This window comes from Mesorhizobium sp. WSM4884, from assembly GCF_029625675.1.
Lineage (GTDB): Bacteria > Pseudomonadota > Alphaproteobacteria > Rhizobiales > Rhizobiaceae > Mesorhizobium.
Genome location: NZ_JARTVO010000002.1, coordinates 106,286 through 128,270 on the forward strand (window position 1 = coordinate 106,286; position 21,985 = coordinate 128,270).

14 protein-coding genes are annotated in these 21,985 nt (G+C 63.9%); 3 read left to right on the plus strand and 11 right to left on the minus strand.

Annotation, left to right across the window (positions count from 1 at the left end; all coding sequences use genetic code 11):
- Positions 1 to 20 precede the first annotated feature (20 nt).
- Positions 21 to 1,613, minus strand: a complete 1,593-nt coding sequence (locus tag P9236_RS03195) for a peptide ABC transporter substrate-binding protein (protein ID WP_278073151.1) — start codon at positions 1,611 to 1,613, stop codon at positions 21 to 23.
- A gap of 170 nt (positions 1,614 to 1,783) precedes the next feature.
- Between P9236_RS03195 and P9236_RS03200 the strand changes: the two genes are divergently transcribed.
- Both P9236_RS03200 and P9236_RS03205 read left to right on the plus strand, forming a co-directional pair.
- Positions 1,784 to 2,353 (plus strand): TadE/TadG family type IV pilus assembly protein, encoded by a 570-nt coding sequence (locus P9236_RS03200; RefSeq protein WP_278073152.1) that lies wholly within the window; start codon positions 1,784 to 1,786, stop codon positions 2,351 to 2,353.
- Complete coding sequence (locus P9236_RS03205; protein WP_278073153.1) at positions 2,350 to 4,119, plus strand: pilus assembly protein TadG-related protein; 1,770 nt, start codon at positions 2,350 to 2,352, stop codon at positions 4,117 to 4,119. The genes P9236_RS03200 and P9236_RS03205 overlap by 4 nt, the downstream gene beginning before the upstream one ends.
- 8 nt (positions 4,120 to 4,127) lie before the next feature.
- Here the strand turns inward: P9236_RS03205 and P9236_RS03210 are convergent, their stop codons facing one another.
- The 10 genes from P9236_RS03210 to P9236_RS03255 form a co-directional block, all read right to left on the minus strand.
- Positions 4,128 to 5,771 carry an alpha-glucosidase family protein gene (locus P9236_RS03210; RefSeq protein ID WP_278073529.1) on the minus strand — a complete coding sequence of 548 codons (1,644 nt, stop codon included), beginning with the start codon at positions 5,769 to 5,771 and terminating at the stop codon, positions 4,128 to 4,130.
- A complete protein-coding gene (glgX, locus tag P9236_RS03215) occupies positions 5,771 to 7,771 on the minus strand; it encodes a glycogen debranching protein GlgX (RefSeq protein ID WP_278073154.1) in 2,001 nt (666 codons plus the stop codon). The genes P9236_RS03210 and glgX overlap by 1 nt, the downstream gene beginning before the upstream one ends.
- Positions 7,772 to 7,943: 172 nt before the next feature.
- Entirely contained in the window at positions 7,944 to 9,572 is a 1,629-nt protein-coding gene (locus P9236_RS03220) for an alpha-D-glucose phosphate-specific phosphoglucomutase (RefSeq protein WP_278073155.1), read from the minus strand.
- Between the two features lie 3 nt (positions 9,573 to 9,575).
- Positions 9,576 to 11,021, minus strand: coding sequence for a glycogen synthase GlgA (glgA, locus tag P9236_RS03225; RefSeq protein WP_278073156.1), 1,446 nt, complete (start codon positions 11,019 to 11,021; stop codon positions 9,576 to 9,578).
- Positions 11,022 to 11,117: 96 nt separating this feature from the next.
- Positions 11,118 to 12,383, minus strand: a complete 1,266-nt coding sequence (gene glgC, locus P9236_RS03230; RefSeq protein ID WP_278073157.1) for a glucose-1-phosphate adenylyltransferase — start codon at positions 12,381 to 12,383, stop codon at positions 11,118 to 11,120.
- A gap of 43 nt (positions 12,384 to 12,426) precedes the next feature.
- A complete protein-coding gene (glgB, locus tag P9236_RS03235) occupies positions 12,427 to 14,649 on the minus strand; it encodes a 1,4-alpha-glucan branching protein GlgB (RefSeq protein ID WP_278073158.1) in 2,223 nt (740 codons plus the stop codon).
- A gap of 242 nt (positions 14,650 to 14,891) precedes the next feature.
- Entirely contained in the window at positions 14,892 to 17,354 is a 2,463-nt protein-coding gene (locus tag P9236_RS03240; protein ID WP_278073159.1) for a glycogen/starch/alpha-glucan phosphorylase, read from the minus strand.
- A gap of 145 nt (positions 17,355 to 17,499) precedes the next feature.
- Positions 17,500 to 18,282 (minus strand): ATP-binding cassette domain-containing protein, encoded by a 783-nt coding sequence (locus P9236_RS03245; RefSeq protein WP_278073160.1) that lies wholly within the window; start codon positions 18,280 to 18,282, stop codon positions 17,500 to 17,502.
- 2 nt (positions 18,283 to 18,284) lie between these two features.
- Positions 18,285 to 19,349, minus strand: a complete 1,065-nt coding sequence (locus P9236_RS03250) for an ABC transporter permease (RefSeq protein ID WP_278073161.1) — start codon at positions 19,347 to 19,349, stop codon at positions 18,285 to 18,287.
- 163 nt (positions 19,350 to 19,512) lie between these two features.
- A complete protein-coding gene (locus tag P9236_RS03255; protein ID WP_278073530.1) occupies positions 19,513 to 20,529 on the minus strand; it encodes a sugar ABC transporter substrate-binding protein in 1,017 nt (338 codons plus the stop codon).
- Between the two features lie 228 nt (positions 20,530 to 20,757).
- Between P9236_RS03255 and P9236_RS03260 the strand changes: the two genes are divergently transcribed.
- Positions 20,758 to 21,984, plus strand: a complete 1,227-nt coding sequence (locus P9236_RS03260; RefSeq protein WP_278073162.1) for an ROK family transcriptional regulator — start codon at positions 20,758 to 20,760, stop codon at positions 21,982 to 21,984.
- The last annotated feature ends 1 nt before the right edge of the window (position 21,985 follow it).

Here is a 21,985-nt window from a genome sequence, read left to right on the forward strand (position 1 = left end):
GGCACGGCCAAGGTTTATTGTCAGTCCTTGGAGATGAAGCGGGACGGATGAATGTCCATCACATTGTCGTCGAAGCCATGCAGCTTCGAGGAAACGATGTCGTGGTAGCTGTAGTAGAGAAGCGGGATCTGGCCGACGTCGTCGACGAGGATGCGCTCGGCCGCAGCGAGGTCCTTCATGCGCTCCTCGGGCTTGCCGCCGGCGGCGGCTGCCTTGTCCATCGCGGCCTCATAGGCCGGGCTGTTGTAGTTCGAGTAGTTGTTGCCGCTCGCCTTGCGCGAGATGCCGAGGAAGGTCTCCGGATCCTTGTAGTCGGCGATCCAGGCGGCGCGGGCGACGTCGTAGTTGCCCTTGTGCTCGAGGAAGCCGTAGTGGGTCTTGGTGTCGGTGTTAAGCAGCGTCACCTCGACGCCGAGCGGCTTCAGCTGTTCCTGGATGGCGACCGCCGTGTTCTTATGGTTCTCCGAAGTGTTGTAGCGGATCTCCATCTTCAACGGATGCTCGGGCGTATAGCCCAGCTTTTCCAGGATCTTCTTGGCCGCATCCTCGCGGTCGATCTGCGACATGTCGGCGTATTTGGCCAGTGCCGGCGTGTAGCCCTCGACGCCCGGAGGCACCATCGAATAGCCGGGCAGCATCGAGTTCTGCCAGACCTTCTCGGCGAGGAAGTCGCGATCGATTGCCATCGAAATGGCGTTGCGCAGCTCGACATTGTCCCAAGGCGCCTTGTCGGTCTTGATCGCATAATAATAGGTGCCGAGATATGGCCCCACACGGACCTGGTCACCGAACTTGGTTTTGAGATCGGCGAGCTGTTCGGTCGGCAGGTCACCATAGCTGTCGAGTTCGCCGGCCTCGAAGCGCTTCATGGCCGACGAGCGGTCCTCGGTCGGGATGTAGTTGACCACGTCGAGCTTGACGCTCGCGGCGTCCCAGAACTTCGGGTTCTTGACCAATTTCATGTGGTCGTTGGGAACCCACTCCGCCAGCGTATAGGCGCCGTTGGAGACCAGCTTGCCCGGCTTGATCCAGTCGGCGCCGAGCTTGTCGATGGAAGCCTTGTTGACCGGATAGGTCGCCTGGTGGGTCAGCATCTCCAGGAAGTAGGGCGTCGGTGCCTTCAGCGTGACTTCAAGCGTGTTGGCGTCGATCGCCTTCACGCCCATATCCTCGGCCTTGCCTTTCTTGGTGTTGAAGTCCTCGGCGCCCTTCACCGGATAAAGCATCGAGGCGTATTCTGCGGCGGTGGCGGGATCTTCCAGCCGATGGAAGGAATAGACGAAGTCGTCCGCCGTCACCGGGCTGCCATCCGACCAGAGGCCGTCCTTGCGCAGCTTGAAGGTGTAGACGGTGCCGTCGTCGGACACCGTCCAGCTTTCGGCGGCGCCCGGGATGAGGTTTGTCTTCTGGTCATGCATGACGAGGCCCTGGAACAGGTCTCGTATAATATCGGCTTCGTAGACCGTCGACGTCTTGTGCGGATCGACCGTTTCCGCCTCGGCGGCGGCTCCGCGGTTGTAGACGGTCTCGGCGAAGGCTGGCGTGTAGAAGGCCCCGGTCGCCAAGGCCATGGTGGTGGCGAACACGGTCGCCTTCAGCAGATTTTTCAGCATGAAGTCTCTCCCTTTGGACGCGGCCCCTCAACCACGCCTTCAAGTGTTGACGCCCCGGAACCGTTCGACGGGTTCCTTTTTGAGCGTGCCGCCGGTCCCTTCCGGCGGCTGGTGGCGGCGAGACTAGACAGAGCGAAATCTTATTTCAACTGCCCACTGCTTGACGTTGAGTGAGCTGCACCTCGCTAAAACAGCGAAATCTAAAGCTTAAGCATCCCATTCAACTTGGTGCACCTTTCGGTTGTTCCAGCCGTTTTCTGTTTTTGCAGGCAGGCTTTGGCATTCTCCGGACCATGCTGAAGAACCGAAAATTCCTTGCTCCTTGGTCTTGTTTCCGGGCTGACGCCGCTGGCACGTCGGCGGTCGAATTCGCCATGCTGGCGCCGATCTTCATCCTGCTGTTGCTCGGAATGGTTGCATACGGAATCTATTTCGGCGCCAGCCATTCGGTCCAGCAAATCGCCGCCGACGCGGCACGAACGGCGATTGCCGGCCTTAACCAGACGGAGCGACAGGCGCTGGTCACGGATTTCATCGCTCACGACGTCGCAGGTTATCCCTTTGTCGACCCGAACAAGCTGACGGTCGACGCCAGGGACAGCGTCGTCGATGGCAGCCAGTTCGTCGTCTCGGTCAGCTATGACGCGCGCAACTTGCCGATCTGGAACCTGTTCCATAACCTGCCGCTGCCGGGCACCACGATCCAGCGTCAATCGACGATCCGGGTCGGAGGCATATGATGCGCAATTCGGGCGGGGGCCTAGTGGACGCGGCGCGACGGCTGATCGCCGACCGGCGCGCCAACTTCGCGGTCATGACGGCGCTCTGCACGCCGGTCGCGCTGGCGCTGACTGCATTCGCGGTCGACGAGGGCTCGCTCTACAACGAACGCCGCGCCGCGCAGTCGATCGTCGACCTGGCCGCGATCACCGCCGCCGCCCACATCAACAATGCCCAGCAAGCGGTGCTGACGACGCTGAAGGACAACGGGATCACGTCGGTCGCCGTGCAGCAACAGGGCACCAATGTCGCGCCGACCGGCAGCAAGGCGGTCGTGCAGGTGGTGCCCGGACGCTATTCCGGGGTTAGTTCTATAGCGGCCGGCAGCCGCTTCGAGGCCGGCAAGCTGCCCTACAATGCCGTACAGGTGTCGCTGAAGAAGCAGGGCACGCTCTATTTCGCCGCCTCGATGATGGCGCCGCCGGTGATCGGCACGACGGCCACCGCCAGCGCCCAGCCCGAAGCGGCGTTCTCGGTCGGCTCGCGCCTCGCCAGCGTCAACGGCGGCATTCTCAACGCGCTGCTCGGCGCCCTTCTCGGCGGCAACATCTCGCTCAGCGTGATGGACTACAATTCGCTGATCTCGGCCGATGTCGACGTGCTCTCCTTCACCGATCAATTGGCGACGCAACTGCATCTGACCGGCGTGACCTATTCGGACGTGCTCGCCTCGAAGGCGACGATCGGTCAGATCGCCACGGCGATGGCCAACGTGCCCGGGCTCGACCGGACAGCCAAGCTAGCGCTGCAGATCATGGCCTCGAGCGCCACCAATACGGTCAAGATCCCGCTCAGCCAGCTCATCGACCTCGGCTCGGTGGGCAGCCTCGGCCTCGGACAGAAGCCCGCCGGACTTTCGGTCGACGCAAGCGCCATGAGCATGCTGACCGCGGCCGCGGCTTTAGCCAACGGCACGAACCAGGTCTCAGTCAATCTCGGGGCGACCATACCGGGACTGACATCGACGACGCTCGAGATCGCCATCGGCGAACCCATGCAATCCTCGGCTTGGCTGGCAGTCGGAGAACTGGGCACCGTGGTGCGCACGGCGCAGACCCGCATCAAGCTAAACGCCGGCGTCACGGTCGGCACACCTAACCTTGGCGGCGGCATCAAGCTGCTCGCCGTCAACTTGCCGCTCAACGTCGAGATCGCCTATGCCGAAGCCAAGCTGACCGACATCAGCTGTCCGACCGGCCCATCCAGCATCAAGGTTTCCATCGCCGCGCAGCCGGGCGTCGTCTCGGCGCATCTCGCCGACAGCAGCGCCAGCGGCTTTGCCGATTTCACCAAGCCGCAATCCTTCAGCGACGCCGAGATCGCCGATGTCAGCCTCAAGCTGCTGCTGATCAACCTCAACCTTTTGCAGATCAAGGGATCGTCGGCCTTCTCGGTCACCAACATGACGCCGACGACCCTCACCTTCAGCGCAACCGATATCGCCAACAAGACAATCAAAACGGCGTCGACCAAGAACCTGACACAGTCGCTCACCACCTCGCTGGTGAACAACCTGTCGCTGTCGGTCAAAGCGCTCGGCCTCGGCATCGACGTGACCTCGCTGCTCGGCACGGTGAAACCGGCGGTGACAACGCTGCTCAACGGCGTGACCGCGCCGGTCGACGACGTCGTCTACAACGTGCTTGCGGCGCTTGGCGTGCATGTCGGCGAGGCCGATGTGCGCGTTACCGGCGCGGTCTGCGGACGCTCCGTGCTCGTCCAGTAGGCGGGCCGTCAGCCAATTCTCCCAGCGAAGCACCCCACAGGCGGCAGTGCCAGCGCAATCTCTTCGAGAACACCGCCAAGGACGCCGGCGACGTCAACGGCAAAAGCCGTTATTTCGAAATCCCTGATCTCGGCCGGCAGCGTCCAACTCGCCGGTTCACCGGCGAAGTTGAAGACGCATAACAACCTCTCGTCTTGATGCTCGCGGATGAAGGCCAGCACATCACCCTCGGCCTCGAGAAACCGGATCGAGCCGGCAATCAGCGCCGGATGGCGCTTGCGCAAGGCCAGGATCGAGCGATAGGCGGAAAGCACCGAACCGGCCTCGCCATTTTGCACATCGACCGCCCGACCACGATGCGCCAGTGGCACCGGCAGCCAGGGCTTTGCCGTTGAGAAGCCGCCATTTTCGGCGCCGGCTTCCCAGACCATCGGCGTGCGGCAGCCGTCTCTTCCCTTCACGCCCGGCCAGAAGCGGATACCCAGCGGATCGCGCAGATCCTCATAGGCAAGCTCGGCTTCCTCGAGCCCAAGCTCCTCGCCCTGATAGAGGCAGATCGAGCCGCGCAGGCAAGAAAGCAGCGCGATCGAGAATTTCGCCACGATGTCCGGATTCTCGCCTGGCCGCGTCCAGCGGCTGACATGGCGCATGACGTCGTGGTTGGAGAAGGCCCAGCAAACCCAGCCGTCTGCAACGGCATTCTCGAACGCCTCGACGCAGCCGCGCACATGGGCGGCAGAGAATTGCTGACCCAGCAGGTCGAAGGTGTAGCACATCTGTAGCTTGTCGCCGCCGGAGGTGTAGGCGGCGAGCGTCTGCAGCGAACGATCCTCGTCGCCCACCTCGCCGACCGCGGCGCGGTCGGGATATTCGTCGAGCAGCGCGCGCAAACGCCTCAGGAAGTCGATATTCTCGGGGCGTGTCTTGTCGAAAAGATGTTCCTGGAAGGCGTAGGTGGTGGTGGCGCCATTGGTGCCGGCGACGCTTGACGCCAATGGCGGGTTGTCGCGGAGCCAACGGTCGTGGACATAATAGTTGACCGTATCCAACCGGAAGCCGTCGACGCCGCGCTCCAGCCAGAAGCGCACGGTGTCGAGGACCGCGTCCTGCACCTCCGGGGTATGGAAATTGAGGTCCGGCTGCGCGGCCAGGAAATTGTGCATGTAGTACTGCCGGCGGGTGGCGTCCCACTCCCAGGCGGGGCCGCCGAACAGCGATTGCCAGTTGTTGGGCGCGCTGCCGTCCGGCTTGGCATCGGCCCAGACATACCAGTCGGCCTTGGCATTGTCGCGGCTGGTGCGGCTCTCGACGAACCATTCGTGCCTGTCGGACGAATGCGAGATCACCTGGTCGATGATGAGCTTCAGGCCAAGCCTATGCGCCTCGGCAACCAGCGCGTCGAAGTCCTCCAGCGTGCCGAACATCGGATCGACGTCGCGATAGTCCGACACGTCGTAGCCCATGTCGGCCATGGGCGACTTGAAAAAGGGCGAGAGCCAGACGGCATCGACGCCGAGCGACGCGACATGCGCAAGCCGTGACGTGATACCCTTGAGATCGCCGCTGCCGTCGCCGCTCGTGTCCTGGAAGGAGCGCGGATAGACCTGGTAGATCACGCAGCCGCGCCACCATTCCGAATTGCCATCAGCCATCATGAAGCCTTTCCGGCGCGGGTCTTGCCAGCCCTGCGCTCGATCATGAAATTGACGCTGCGGCCCGGCAGCGGCCGCGCAAGGTCGATCGCCTGCGCCTCGATTGCCGGACGCCACTCGTAGCCGTCTCGAGCGGGCAAGGTGAAGACGCATTGGCGGCGGTCGCCATTGACCATGACGGCAAGGCGACCGCCTTCGCTATTCCCCAGCATCATGACGAGGCGATGTCGACCGGGATCGCTCCATTCGGCCTCGCCGAGCGGCGCCCCGGTTTCGGTCAGCCAGACGACATCGGGGATGGCTGCTGCATCGGACGGCTTCCCGGTCAGGAAATTCGTGTCGGACAATGGCGGAAAGGCGCGACGCAATTGCGAAAGCGCTGCTGCGTATCGCTCCAGCGTCTCATCGCGGCCGGCCCAGTCGAGCCAGGTGATGGCGTTGTCCTGCGCATAGGCATTGTTGTTGCCCTGCTGGGTTCTGCCGAATTCGTCGCCGGCAGTCAGCATGATGGTGCCCCGCGACGCAAAGAGTGTCGCAAGCAGCGCGCATTGGTCGTCGAAGCGGGCCTCAGCGGTTTCCGCGTCGTCCGTCTCGCCCTCGACGCCGTTGTTCCACGACAGATTGTCGTTATGGCCATCGCGATTCTGCTCGCCATTGGCCGCGTTGTGCTTCTTCTCATAGGCGACGAGGTCGGCCAGCGTCATGCCGTCATGCGCGGCGATGAAATTGACGCTGCGGCTCGCCACCTGCCCTGCCCTGCCGAACACGTCGGATGAGCCGGCAAGCCGCGTGGCTAAAGCGCCGACCATGCCGGCATCGCCCCGCCAGAAGCGCCTGACATCGTCGCGGAAGCGGTCGTTCCATTCCAGATATGGCGGCTGGAAATTGCCGAGCTGATAGCCGTTCGGTCCGATGTCCCACGGCTCGGCGATCAGCAGGCGGTCGGCAAGCACCGGATCCACCGCGATGGCCTGGAGCAGCGGCGCTTCCGGATCGAACGCACCGTCGACGCGGCCGAGCACCGGCGCCAGGTCGAAGCGAAAGCCATCGACGCCTGCGAAGCGGGCGAAATGGCGGAGCGTGTCGAGCACCATATCCCGCACGACCGGATGATCGCATGCGACCGTGTTGCCCGTACCGGTGTCGTTGGCCAGCCGGCCGTCCGGCAGGTGACTGTAATAGGCCTGCGCGTCGAGGCCGCGCAGCGACAGCGTCGGACCAAGCCTGTCGCTCTCCCCGGTGTGATTGAAGACGAGGTCGAGGATGGTGCCGATGCCTGCCTTGCGCAACGCCGCGACGGTGTCGCGCAATTCCTTGAGACCGCCGGGCGCCAGGCGCGGATCGAGCGCCATGAAGGTGACGGGATTGTAGCCCCAGGCGTTGCTCAGTCCCAGCGGCGGCAAATGGCGCTCGTCGATCGACGCCGTGATCGGCATCAGTTCGACGGCGGAGACGCCGAGGCGCTTCAGATGCTCGAGGACGGCGGGGTGGGCGAGCGCCGCAACGGTGCCGCGCCGCGCTTCCGGGATATCCGGATGCAGTTTGGTGAAGGAGCGGACGTTGAGCTCGTAGATCAGGCCGCCGGGCTGGAACAGCGGCGGCTTCAAGGACGCAGGCTCCGGCCAAGCACCCGCCACGGCCTTCGGCATCAGCGGAGCGGTGTCGGCGCCTTCGTTGCGTTTGGCGGCAAGCCGCCAATGGTATTGATAGGGCCGATCGATCTCGACGGCATAGGGGTCGGTGAGAAGCTTGTCCGGATCGAACCAGAGGCCGCGCTCGGGCGCATAGTCGCCATCGGCGCGAAGGCCGTAGCGCGTGCCCTCGGCGAGGCCGGAAACAAGGAGCGCATGCACGCCCTCGCCTTCCGGCTTCAGTTCCAGCCGGTCGGTTTCGCGGGCTCCCGTATCGTCAAAGATCGAAACCAACAGCCGTCTCGCCGACGACGACCAGGCGGCGAAGCGGATGCCTTCGGTGGTGATGGTTGCGCCGAGTTGGGTCATGCGGGCTCCCCCTTCTCCCCTTGTGGGAGAAGGTGTCGCCGAAGGCGACGGATGAGGGGTGCTCCAGCTTGGCGCCGACGGCCCTCCGGCCAACACCCCTCATCCGTCTCGGCGCTGCGCGCCGATCCACCTTCTCCCACAAGGGGAGAAGGAAAGAGGCGCCCCACCACCCTCAAGTAATCACGCTCGGCTTGTCGCGGCCGGTGTGGCTCTTGATGCCGGCGATGTCGTCGGCGGCTGCGATCAGGTCGGCGAGCGCCTCCTGCGTGTCGAGGTCGTGCCTCGCCTTGTCCGGCTCGTAGCGCTCGATATAGACGCGCAGCGTCGCCCCGGATGTGCCGGTGCCGGAGAGGCGGAAGACGACGCGCGAGCCGCCTTCGAACAGGACCCGGATGCCCTGGTTCTTGCTCACCGAGCCGTCAACCGGATCGTGGTAGGCGAAGTCGTCGGCGCTGGCGATTGTCATGCCGCGCAGGGTAGTGCCGGGCAGCGAGCCGAGCTTGGCGCGCAATTCGTCGACCAGCCTGTTCGCCCGCTCGGTCTCGACCTCCTCGTAGTCATGACGCGAATAATAGTTGCGGCCGTAGGTCTCCCAATGCTTGGTGACGATGTCCTTGCAGCTCTCGCCACGCACGGCGAGGATGTTGAGCCACAAAAGCACGGCCCACAGGCCGTCCTTCTCGCGAACATGGTTGGAGCCGGTGCCGGCGCTTTCCTCGCCGCAGATCGTCGCCATGCCGGCGTCGAGCAGATTGCCGAAGAACTTCCAGCCGGTCGGGGTTTCGTAAATGCCGATGCCGAGCTTTTCGGCGACACGGTCGGCAGCGCCGCTGGTCGGCATCGAGCGGGCGATGCCCTTCAGGCCTTCCTTGTAGCCTGGCGCCAGATGCGCATTGGCGGCAAGCATCGCCACAGAATCCGAAGGGGTGACGAAAATGCCCTTGCCGATGATCAGGTTGCGGTCGCCGTCGCCGTCGGAAGCGGCGCCGAAATCCGGCGCGTCGGGACCCATCATCTCGTCATAGAGATGCTTGGCGTGCACCAGGTTCGGATCGGGGTGGTGGCCGCCGAAATCCGGCAGCGGCTTGAAGTTGCGGCAGGTGCCGTTCGGCGCGCCGAGTCGGCGCTCGAGGATCTCCTTGGCATAGGGACCGGTCACCGCATGCATGGCGTCGAAGCGCATGCGGAAGCCGTATTTGAAGTTGGCGCGGATGGCGTCGAAGTCGAACAGGCTTTCCATCAGCTCGGCATAGTCCTTGACCGGGTCGAAGACCTCGACCGTCATGCCACCGGCGTCGACCGTATCGATCGTGTCGATGTCGACAGTGCCGATGTCGGCGATTTTGAAGCTCGAGATCGTCTTGGTCTTTTCGAAGATCGCGTCAGTGATCTTCTCCGGCGCCGGGCCGCCATTGCCGGCATTGTACTTGATGCCGAAATCCTCGTGCGGGCCGCCCGGATTGTGGCTGGCCGACAGGATAATGCCGCCAAAGGTCTTGTATTTGCGGATGATGTTGGAAGCTGCAGGCGTCGAGAGAATCCCACCCTGCCCGACCATCACCTTGCCGAAGCCGTTGGCTGCGGCCATGGCGATCGCCTTCTGGATGACCTCGCGGTTGTAGAAGCGGCCGTCGCCGCCGATCACCAGCGTCTTGCCCCCGAAACCTTCCAGCGCGTCGAAGATCGACTGGATGAAGTTCTCCGCATAGTGCTCCTGCTGGAAGACGGGCACCTTCTTGCGCAGGCCGGAGGTGCCGGGCTTCTGGTCGGTATAGGGTTTGGTGGGGACGGTTTTGATCATGCCTCAGGCAGCCCTTTTCGAAAGCAGCAAGCGATAGAGTTCGACATATTTCTCGGCGCTCTTGTCCCAGGAGACGTCGGCCTTCATGCCCTGGCGCTGGATCGAGGCCCAAGCGGCGGGCCTGGCATGCGCCTCGACAAGGCGGTGGATGGCATGCAGCATAGCGCCGCCATTGTTCGGCGCGAACTGGAAGCCGGTGGCGACGCCGGCCGAAAGGGCCGCCTCGTTGGCGTCGATGATGGTGTCAGCGAGGCCGCCGGTGCGCGCGACGACCGGCACACAACCATAGCGCAGGCCGTAGAGCTGTGTCAGCCCGCAGGGCTCGAAGCGCGACGGAATGACGATGGCGTCGCAGCCGCCCTGCATCACGTGGGAAAGCGCTTCGTCATAGCCGATGACGACGCCGACGCGGCCGCGATGCCGCGCGGCGGCGGCAAGCAGCGAGCCTTCGAGGCCGGCATCGCCCGAGCCCAGCACCGCCAGTCGTGCCCCACGCTGAACGACGCCATCGACGACGGCAGCCAATATGTCCATGCCCTTCTGCCAGGTCAGGCGGCTGACGACGCAGACGATCGGGCTGTCGTCAGGCTCGAGGTTGAAGCGATCCTCGACGGCCTTGCGGTTGAGGCTGCGGGCTGCGAGCGTCTCGGCCGAGTAGTTGGCAACCAGATGCTTGTCGGTCGCGGGGTTCCAGATATCGACATCGATGCCGTTGACGATGCCGTAGAGGTCGACGGCGCGCATGTTTATCAGGCCGTCCAGGCCCATGCCGAATTCCGGCGAGCGGATTTCCTGCGCATAGGTCGGGCTGACGGTGGTGATCGCCCAGGCGGCCTGCAGGCCGGCCTTGAGATAGCCGACGCCACCATAATATTCGACGCCGTCGAGCTGCATCGCCACGCCCGGCAGGCCGAGCTCGCCAAAAATGCCGGCGCCGAACTGACCCTGGAAGGCAAGATTGTGCACGGTGATCAGCGACGGCACGCCGACCGCCTTGCCGTAGCGCATGTAAGCCAGCGTCATCGCCGACTGCCAGTCATGGGCATGCACGATGTCGGGCTGGTAGCCGGAGATCGCGCCGCCGGCAATGTCGCCGCCGACCTGGCTCAGCGCCGCGAAGCGCCGCCAGTTGTCGGGCCAGTCGGAGCCGGAGGCGGTACCATAGGGTCCGCCCTGGCGGTCGAAGAGATGCGGCGCGTCGAGCACGAAGAGGTCGAGCTCGCCGATCTTGACGGCATGGACCGAAGCCTTGCCGCCCTGCAGCAGCGGGTACTGGTAGACGGCCTTCTTTTTCTTGAAGGCCTCCATCACCACGGGATAGCCGGGAACCAGCGTGCGCATCGCCACGCCCTTGCCGGCCAGCGCGATCGGCAGCGCACCGGTCACGTCGGCAAGCCCGCCGGTCTTGATCAGCGGGAAGATTTCGGGCGTGACCGACAGAACCTGCATGCGCATCACATTCCGGGTTTAAAGTGACAGCTTGTTGATCAGATCGACAACTTGCTGATCAACCCTATCAGGTTGACAGCTTGTTGATCGACCTGGTCAAGTCGACAACTTGTTGATCATGTCCTGCGTGATCAGGCAGATCCCCTTTTCCGAAACGCGGAAGCGCTTTGCGTCGAGCTCCGGATCCTCGCCGACCACCAGCCCTTCCGGGATGCGGACGCCGTGGTCGATGACGACGCGCTTGAGGCGCGCGTTGCGCCCGACAAAACAGTCGGGAAGCATCACCACCTCCTCGAGCTTCGAATAGGAATTGATGCGGGCGCCGGTGAAGATCAGGCTGCGGCGCAGCGAGGCGCCGGAGACGATGCAGTCGCCCGAGACCAGCGAGGAGATCGCCTCGCCGCGGCGGCCGTCCTCGTCGTGCACGAACTTGGCCGGCGGCTTCAATTCGGCATAGGTCCAGATCGGCCAGTCGCGGTCGTAGAGATCGAGCTCGGGCGTGACGTCGGTCAGGTCGATATTGGCTTCCCAATAGGCGTCGACTGTGCCGACATCGCGCCAATAGGGCTCGGCCTCGTGCGAGGAGCGTACGCAGGACTTGGCGAAACGGTGCGCGATCGCCTTACCGTGCTGGACGATGTAGGGGATGATGTCCTTGCCGAAGTCGCGGCTGGACCCTGGCTCGGCCGCATCGCGGCGAAGTTGCTCCATCAGGAACTTGGTCTTGAAGACGTAGATACCCATCGAGGCCAGCGCATAGTCCGGCTTGTCCGGGATGCCGGGCGGATCGGCGGGCTTCTCGATGAAGGAGATGATGGTGTCCTTCTTGTCGACATGCATGACGCCGAAGCCGGTCGCCTCCATGCGCGGCACTTCCAGGCAGCCGACGGTGACGTCGGCGCCGGCGTCGACATGCTGGCGCAGCATCAGCTCGTAGTCCATCTTGTAGATGTGGTCGCCGGCAAGGATGACCATGTATTCGGGGCCATAGGCCTCGATGATATCGATGTTCTGGTAGACGGCGTCCGCCGTGCCTTCATACCACTGCGTTTCCGACACGCGCTGGCTGGCAGGCAGGATATCGAAGCTTTCGTTTCGCTCAGGCCTAAGGAAGTTCCAGCCGCGCTGCAGGTGGCGGATCAGCGAGTGCGCCTTGTACTGGGTGGCGACGCCGAGGCGGCGGATGCCGGAATTGAGCGCATTGGACAGCGCAAAATCGATGATGCGCGTCTTGCCGCCGAAATAGACGGCGGGCTTGGCGCGCCGGTCGGTCAGCTCCTTGAGGCGGCTACCGCGGCCGCCGGCCAGAACATAGGCCATGGCATCGCGCGCCAGCGGCTGGGTTCTCTTGATCTCTGCCATTGCTTGCCTCCCTCCTAAGCTGTCCGGAACTTTGCTTCAGCCATCATCTGCTTTCGTCCGCGACGAATTCCAGCATAATCGTCGACAGCGGCGGCAACAGCATCGTCGCCGACGTGCCGTCCCCTTCCCCATTCACCACGACCATGCCGCCATTGCCCATGCCGGAGCCGCCATAATCGGCGGCGTCGGTGTTGATGATCTCGCGCCATTGTCCCGCCTTCGGCAGCGGCACACGATAGTTCTCGCGTGGCACCGGCGTGAAATTGGAGATGACGGCGATCGGATTGCCATCCGGCGCGCTGCGCAGCCAGGCAAAGACGGAGTTGTCGCGATCGTCGACGATCAGCCAGGAGAAGCCTTCCGGCTCGCAGTCGCGCGCATGCAGGGCCGGGCGCGAGCGGTAAAGGTAGTTCAGGTCGCGCACCACCTGCCAGACGCCGCGATGCGGGGCATATTCGAGCAGGTTCCAGTCGAGCGCGCGTTCCTCGCTCCACTCGCGGCGCTGGGCGAATTCCTGGCCCATGAACAGGAGCTTCTTGCCGGGATAGCCCCACATGAAGGCGTAGTAGGCGCGCAGCGTGGCAAATTTCTGCCAGTCGTCGCCGGCCATCTTGTGGAGCAGCGTACCCTTTCCGTGCACGACCTCGTCATGGGAGAGCGGCAGCACGAAATTTTCCGAGAAGGCGTAGACCAGGCCGAAGGTGATGTCGTTGTGGTGGTGCTTGCGGTAGATCGGCTCCTTGGAGAGATACTCCAGCGTGTCGTGCATGAAGCCCATGTTCCACTTGAAGCCGAAGCCGAGCCCACCTTCATGCACCGGGCGAGAGACCTTCGGCCATGAGGTCGATTCCTCGGCGATCGTCATCACGCCGGGATGATGACCGTAGAGCTCCTTGTTCATCTTCTGCAGGAAGCTGACCGCCTGCAGGTTCTCGCGCCCGCCCTTCTCGTTGGGGATCCACTCGCCCGCCTTGCGCGAATAGTCGAGGTAGAGCATTGAGGCGACCGCGTCGACGCGCAGGCCGTCGACATGGTATTTTTCGGCCCAGAACAGCGCGTTGTTGACGAGGAACGACACCACCTCGCGGCGGCCGAAATTGTAGATCGCGGTGTTCCAGTCTGGATGGAAGCCCTGGCGCGGATCGGCGTGCTCGTAGAGCGCGGTGCCGTCGAATTTCACCAGCCCATGCTCGTCGACCGGGAAGTGCGCCGGCACCCAGTCGAGGATAACGCCGACGCCGGCGCGATGCGCGCCGTCGACGAAACGGGCGAAGCCGTCGGGGTCGCCGAAACGCGCGGTCGGCGCGTAGAGGCCGGTCGTCTGGTAGCCCCAGGACGGGTCGTAGGGGTGCTCCGAGATCGGCAGGAACTCGATGTGGGTGAAGCCGGTGTCGACCGCGTAAGGGATCAGCCGCGCGGCAAGCTCGTCCCAGGTGAGAAAGGTGCCGTCGTCACGGCGCTGCCACGAGCCGGCATGGACCTCGTAGATCGAGATCGCCTCTCGCCGCGGATCGGCCTTCTGCCAGAAGCCGCGATGGGCCTCGTCGCCCCATTGATGCGCCATCGGCGGCGCCGTTACCGAAGCGGTCGCCGGGCGCAGCTCGGATTCGAAGGCGAAGGGATCGGCCTTGAGCGGCAGACGCACACCGTCCGGACCGATGATCTCGAACTTGTAAGGCTGGCCGGCTCCGAGATCGGGAATGAACAGCTCCCATATGCCGGTGTCCTTGCGATCGCGCATGGTGTGCCGGCGGCCGTCCCAGTCGTTGAAGGCGCCAACCACCGAGACGCGCCGGGCATTGGGCGCCCATACCGCGAAATGCACGCCGGTGGCGCCCTCATGTTCGATGATATGAGCGCCGAGCTTGTCGAAGAGCCTGAGGTGCGAGCCCTCGGCCATGTAGTAGTCGTCCATCGGGCCGAGCACCGGACCGAAGGAATAGGGGTCGGTCAGCCACCAGTCGCCGCCGGCATTTCTGGCGTGATAGCGCAGCGGCTGGCGCTTGCGGATCGAGAGCCTGCCCTCGAAGAAGCCGGCATCGTTGCTGCGGAAGAGTTCCCCGACCTCCTTGCCGGTCAGCGTGTAGGCGGTGACGAATTCGGCATTGGGCACGAAGCAGCGGGCGACGAAGCCCTTGCCGGCCTCATGCACGCCCAGAACCGCGAAGGGATCGCCATGCGTTCCGGCGACAATCGCAGCGACATCGCCGGCTGGCGCCAGTCCGTCCGGCCCGCTCGTCGCAGCGGTCGCGCGCGGCTTCCTCATCAGGCGGTCGCCCTCCCCGGGCAGCTTTTTGTTTGGGTGCATGCCGCAATCCCAAAATCGCTAGGCACTTTTGGGAGGCATGCACCTTTTAGATTTGGTGCATGCCGTAATCCCAAAACCGCTGTGCATTTTTGGGCGGCATGCACCTTTTAGTCTTGGTGCATGCCGTAATCCCAAAACCGCTGTGCATTTTTGGGCGGCATGCACCGGGGCCACATCGTTCGTGACCTCATGCAATCACATCAGACAGGCACGTTCCAGATTTCTTTCGCATATTGGCGGATGGTGCGATCGGACGAGAACCAGCCGACGCGGGCGACGTTGCGGATGGCGCGCGCGTACCAGTCGGGACTGTTGCGCCACACGTCGTCGACCTCGCGCTGGCAGGCGGCGTAGGAGTCGAAATCGGCCGCCACCATGAACCAGTCGCTCTGATAGAGACCATTCATGAGGTCGCGGTAACGGTTGGGATCGTCGGGCGAGAAGACGCCGGACGATATCGCCGATACCGCCTGCGACAGTTCCGGCGAGGACTCGATCACGCCGCGCGGGTTGTAGCCGTTGCTGCGCCGCTCGGCGACCTCGGCGGTGGTCAGGCCGAAGATGAAGATGTTGTCGTCGCCGACACGCTCCTTGATCTCGACATTGGCGCCGTCGAGCGTGCCGATGGTCAAGGCGCCGTTGAGCGCGAACTTCATATTGCCGGTGCCCGACGCTTCCATGCCGGCGGTCGAAATCTGCTCGGAGAGGTCGGCGGCCGGCATCATCACCTCGGCCAGGCTGACATTGTAGTTCGGCACAAACACCATTTTTAGCAGGCCGCGCACCGACGGATCGCCGTTGATGACCCTGGCGACGTCATTGGCCAGTTTGATGATTAGCTTGGCATTGTGGTAGCTGGGCGCCGCCTTGCCGCCGAAGAATTTCACCCGCGGCATCCAGTCCCGCTCGGGGTGCGAGCGGATCTGGTCGTAAAGCGCGATCGCCTCCAGGATGTTGAGGAGCTGACGCTTGTACTCGTGGATGCGCTTGACCTGGATGTCGAACAGCGCCGACGGATCGAGCCTGATGCCCAGCCGATCGGCGACGAGGCTCGCAAGCCTCGCCTTGTTCTGCCGCTTCACGGCGGCGAACTTCTCGCGGAAGGCGGCATCGTCGGCAAGAGGATCGAGATCCTTGATCGCCTCGATGTCGTCCATGAAGCGGTCGCCGATCGCCTCGCGCGCCAGCGCGGTGAGGCCCGGATTGCACTGGATCAGCCAGCGCCGCGGCGTGATGCCGTTGGTCTTGTTGTTGATGCGGTCCGGATAGAGCCTGTGGAGATCGGCGAACACCGTCTCCTTCATCAGCTCGGTGTGCAGCGCCGAGACGCCGTTGATCGAATGCGAGCCGACGAAGGCGAGATTGCCCATGCGCACGCGGCGATCGCCATTTTCCTGGATCAGCGAAATGCGGGCGATCTGCTCGCCCGAGAATTTTCCGGTGGCGCGCGCTTCCAACAGCACCTGGGCGTTGATGGCGTAGACGATCTGCATGTGGCGCGGCAGCAGGCGCTCGAACAGCGGCACCGGCCAGCTTTCCAGCGCCTCGGGAAGAAGCGTGTGATTGGTGTAGGCGAAGGTGCGCCTGGTGGTGTCCCAGGCGAGGTCGAAATCCATGCCGTGGACGTCCATCAACAGCCGCATCAACTCGGCTACGGCGACCGCGGGATGGGTGTCGTTCAGATGGATCGCAGCCTTGTCGGGCAGCGACTTCAGGTCACCATATTGGCTCAGATGGCGCTGGACGATGTCCTGCAGCGAGGCGGTGGAGAAAAAATACTCCTGCCTCAGCCTGAGTTCCTGCCCGGCCATGTGGGAATCGGCGGGATAGAGCACGCGCGACAGCGCGTCGGCCTTGTTGCTCTCGGCGAGCGCGCCGATGTGGTCGCCGGCGTTGAATTTGTCGAGCAGGATCGGGTCGATCGGCATGCCGGACCAGAGTCGCAGCGTGTTGACGCGCCTGGCGCGCCAGCCGGCGACCGGCGTGTCGTATGCCACGGCCAGCACATGCTCGGTCGGCTTCCAGACATGGCGTTCCAGCCGGCCGTCCTTGGAGGTGATCGATTCCACCGAACCGCCGAAGCCGACCTCGAAGGAACGTTCACGCCGCTCGAACTCCCACGGATTGCCGTGGTCGAGCCAAGTCTCAGGCAGCTCGACCTGCCAGCCGTCATGGATTTCCTGGCGGAACATGCCGTTGGCGTAGCGGATGCCGTAGCCGTGAGCGGGAATATCGACGGTCGCCATGCTCTCCATGAAACAGGCAGCGAGCCGGCCGAGACCGCCATTGCCGAGGGCTGCGTCCGGCTCGAGGCCGGCGATGAGATCGAGGTCCACACCGAGCGAGGCCAGCGCTTCGCGCATGTTCTCCATCAGGCCGAGATTGGAGAAGGCGTCACGCATCAGACGCCCGATCAGGAATTCGAGCGACAGGTAATAGACGCGCTTTTCCTGCTGGTCATAGGCTTCCTTGGTCGCCTGGATCCAGTGGTCGACGATGCGGTCGCGCACGACCTTGATCGATGCGGTCAGCCAGTCATACGGGGTGGCGACCGTGGTGTCTTTGCCGAGCCGGTACTTGAGCGACATCAAGACTTCTTCGGCGAGCGTCTTGGGGTCTGGGTTGTCAAGAGCGGGAGCTTCGATGGTCATGGCGGATGTCATATCGCCTCTCGTTCGGTTGGCCTGATCATACCGGCTTTCACCGTTTCTCCTACCCCAGCTTGCCGCGCTGCAGCATATGTTAAATCGATTTAGGCTGCGATGTCCATCCGATACTCCTGCGGTTATTCATCGTGGCGAGTGGGGATCAGGCCGCCAGCGCGTCCTCAGGCGGCTTCTTGGCGCCGGTCATGAGCGCCACGGCATCCGACATCGAGATCTGCTTCGGGTCGACGACGCACAGACGCCGTCCAAGCCGATGGATATGGATGCGGTCGGCCACCTCGAAAACGTGCGGCATGTTGTGCGAGATGAGCACGATCGGCAGGCCGCGCTTTTTGACATCGAGGATCAGCTCCAGGACGCGGCGACTTTCCTTGACGCCGAGCGCCGCCGTCGGCTCGTCCATGATCACCACCTTCGATCCGAAGGCGGCGGCGCGCGCCACGGCGACGCCCTGACGCTGACCGCCCGAGAGCGTCTCCACCGCCTGGCTGATGTTCTGGATGGTCATCAGGCCGAGTTCGGTGAGCTTGTCGCGGGCGCGCTTCTCCATCGCCGGCCGGTCGAGCATGCGGAACCAGCTGCCCAGCGGGCCGGGCTTTCGGATCTCGCGGCCGAGGAACATGTTGTCGGCGATCGACAGTGCCGGCGACAATGCGAGGTTCTGGTAGACGGTCTCGATGCCCGCTTCGCGGGCCTCGATGGGCGATTTGAACTGGACCTGCCTGCCGTCCAACTCGATCACCCCTTCGTCGGGATGCACGGCGCCGGAGATCGCCTTGATGAGCGTCGACTTGCCGGCGCCGTTGTCGCCGATCACCGCCAGGATTTCGCCCGGATAGAGATCGAAGTCGCAATTGTTGAGCGCGGTCACGCGGCCATAGCGCTTGGTAAGACCGCGCGCGGTAAGGACAGGCTGCTGGGTCATGGTTACACCGAAACCTTTCTGATCCACTGGTCTATCGCCACGGCGCCGATAATCAGGACGCCGGTGAGCAGCACTTTCCATTGCGGGTCGGCGCCCAGCATGTTGAGGCCCATCGAGACGACGCCGACGATCATGGCGCCGAACAGCGTGCCGAGGATCGAGCCTCGGCCGCCGAAGAGCGAGATGCCGCCGATCACCGTCGCGGTGATCGCCTGCAGATTGTAGTCGGTGACTGCGGCAGACGGTGATATCGAGCCGTTGCGGCCGATCGAGACCCAGGCCGCAAAGGCGGCGATCAGGCCGGCAAGCGTATAGACAGCCATCAGCACCGTCTTGGTCTGGATGCCTGAGAGCTTGGCCGCTTCCGGGTCGTCGCCGACGGCATAGACATGGCGGCCCCAGGCCGTGTGGTTGAGCACGTACCACAAGAGCAGCACCAACAGGACCATGGCGATGACGCCGGCCGTGAGCACGGCGGAGCCGACCCTGAAGCTCAGCGCGAAGAGATGCAGCAGCGGCGCCTGTGCGTCGACGTCGGCATCGCGGATCGTCTCATTGGCCGAGTAGATGAAATTGGTGGCCATGACGATGTTCCAGGTGCCCAGCGTGACGATGAAGGGCGGCAATTTCATGTAGGCGACCAGCAAGCCGTTGAGCAGGCCGCAAACCGCGCCCGCGGCAAGCCCGAGCAGCACCGCCAGGATCGTCGGCATGCCGTAGGTGATGGCGCAATTGCCCATGACCACGGCCGAGATGACCATCACCACGCCGATCGAAAGATCGATGCCGGCGGTCAGGATCACCAGCGTCTGGGCGGCGCCCAGAATGCCGACGATGGCGATCTGCTGCAGGATCAGCGTCAGCGTGTAGGACGAAAAGAAACGTCCCCCGATGGCAATGCCGAAGATGATGATCGACAGCACCAGCACGATCAGCGGCACCGCCGCCGGCGTGGAATGCAGGAAATGCTGGGCGCGCTTGACGAACGACTTGCCGTGCTCGTCGAAGGCCGCGACGCTGGTGTCGCTGCCCGAAAGTACCTTCTCGAATTCCTGAATCTGAGACATGTATCCTCCCGTATGCGCGCAGCCTTCTCATCTGCCGCACGCGCCGTCGGCGCCGATTCCGGTCTGTCGCCAGGATTGTCCGCGCTTGACGAAAGCGCATCGTCCACCCGATGCGGCCGGGGATCAAGCCCCCAGCCGCAAGCTTTATGGACCCGTCAGAGCATCAGCCCCAGCACTTGGCGAGACCTTCCTTGGTGTCGATCGACTTGACGCCGTTGGCCGGCTTGTCGGTGACGAGATTGACGCCGGTATCGAAGAAGTTCTTGCCTTCGGTCGGCTTCGGCTTGGTGCCGTCCTTGGCATAGGCGGCGATCGCTTCGATGCCGAGCGCCGCCATCTGCAGCGGATATTGCTGCGAGGTGGCGCCGATCACGCCTTCGGCCACCGACTTGACGCCCGGGCAGCCGCCGTCGACTGAGACGATCAGCACCTGCTTTTCGAGGCCGACGGCCTTGAGCGCCTGGTAGGCACCGACGGCGGCCGGCTCATTGATAGTGTGGATGACGTTGATGGTGTTGTCCTTCTGCAGGAGGTTCTCCATCGCCTTGCGGCCGCCTTCCTCGTTGCCGTTGGTCACGTCATGACCGACGATGCGCGGATCATTCTCGTCGCCGATCTTATTCGGATCCTTCACGTCGATGCCATAGCCCATCATGAAGCCCTGGTCGCGCAGAACGTCGACGGTCGGCTGCGAGGGGGTGAGATCGAGGAAGCCGATCTTGGCGTCCTTGGCCTTGTCGCCGAGCGTGGCGGCGGCCCAGGCGCCGATCAGCTTGCCGGCTTCGAGGTTGTCGGTGGCGAAGGTCGCATCGGCGGCATCGATCGGATCGAGCGGGGTGTCGAGCGCGATCACCAGCAGGCCGGCGTCGCGCGCCTTCTTCACGGTCGGAACGATGCCCTTGGTGTCGGAGGCGGTGATCAGGATGCCCTTGGCGCCGTCGGCGATGCAGCTTTCGATCGCCGCGACCTGGCTCTCGCTGTCGCCGTCGATCTTGCCGGCATAGGTCTTCAAGTCGACGCCGAGTTCCTTGGCCTTGGCGGTCGCGCCCTCCTTCATCTTGACGAAGAAGGGATTGGTGTCGGTCTTGGTTATCAGGCAGGCGCCGACGCCGGCGGCCGACGCGGACGAAGCGAATGCGAGCAGGCCCAGCCCGGCCGCCGCGAACACTGTGGACTTCAGCAGCGATTTCTTGGTCACGATTTCCTCCCAATGGAACCATTCCGGACGCCGGCCAACCCGGCGCCTCAAGCGCATCCAACCATTTCTCCCAGCGTGGACGCCACCTCAAAAGACACCAGTCCGAGACATCTGTCAATAATTAAATCACTCTTATTTATTATTGACAGACTTGCGCCGTTCACTCATTCTGAACGAAAAGCAGCGTGGGAAACTAACGGGAGGAACAGGGTGGAAACCGGCATTGCGAGGCACGGTTCGCCCGAGGCTCGGGAGAGCCGCTTGCATCGCGGCACGAACCAGAGCGGCATGCGCGACCACAACGAGCGGCTCGTGCTGTCCTTGGTGCGCCAGCACGGCAGCCTGGCCAAATCCGACATCGCCCGCATGACCGGGCTGTCGGCGCAGACGGTATCGGTCATCATGCGCGAGCTCGAAGAGGACAAGCTGCTCGTCCGCCAGGCGCCGCAGCGCGGCAAGATCGGCCAGCCCTCGATCCCGATGGCGCTCAACCCGGAAGGCGCCTTCTTCATCGGTCTCAAGATCGGCCGCCGCAGCGCCGAGCTGGTGCTGATCGACTTCCTCGGCAACGTGCGCGCGATGCTGCGGAACTCCTATCGCTATCCGGCGCCGCGCGAGACGGTGGAGTTCGTCAGCGCAGGCATCAAGAAGATGCGCGGCGAGCTGACGCCGGCGCAGGACAAGCGCATTGCCGGCCTCGGCATAGCCATGCCGTTCGAACTGTGGAGCTGGGCCGATACGGCGGGCGCGCCGCGCGAGATCATGGATGAATGGCGCCACCGCGACATCCGCGCCGACATCCAGGCGCAGTGCGACTTTCCGGTCTACCTGCAGAACGACGCCACATCCGCCTGCGGGGCGGAGCTCGTCTTCGGCCAGTCGGGGGGCGCGCGCGACTTCGTCTATTTCTATATCGGCGCCTTTGCCGGCGGCGGCATCGTGCTCAACGGCCGCCTGTTCGGCGGGCCGACCGGCAACGCCGGCGCGCTGGGTTCGATGCCGGTGCCGGGGCCTGACGGCAAGCCGACGCAGCTCATCGACGTCGCCTCGATCGCCATGCTGGAAAAGGCGCTCAGCGCCAAGGGCATCGACGGCTCCTATCTTTGGACCTCGCCGCAGGATTGGGGCGAGATCGGCGCGGAGCTCGACGAATGGATAGCCAAGGCCGCGCAGGCGCTGGCCTATGCGATCGTCGCTGCCTCCTCGGTCATCGATTTCGAGGCGGCGGTGATCGACGGCTGGATGCCGCTCGAGGTGCGGCGGCGGCTCGTCGACGCGGTCACGGATGCGATCGCCGGCATCGACGCCGAGGGGCTGAAGCTGCCCGTCGTGCGTGAGGGAACCGTGGGCATCCATGCACGTGCGCTGGGCGGCGCAAGCCTTCCGTTGTCCGAGCGGTTCCTGATCGGACCGACCACGATTTCCAGGAGCGCCTGAC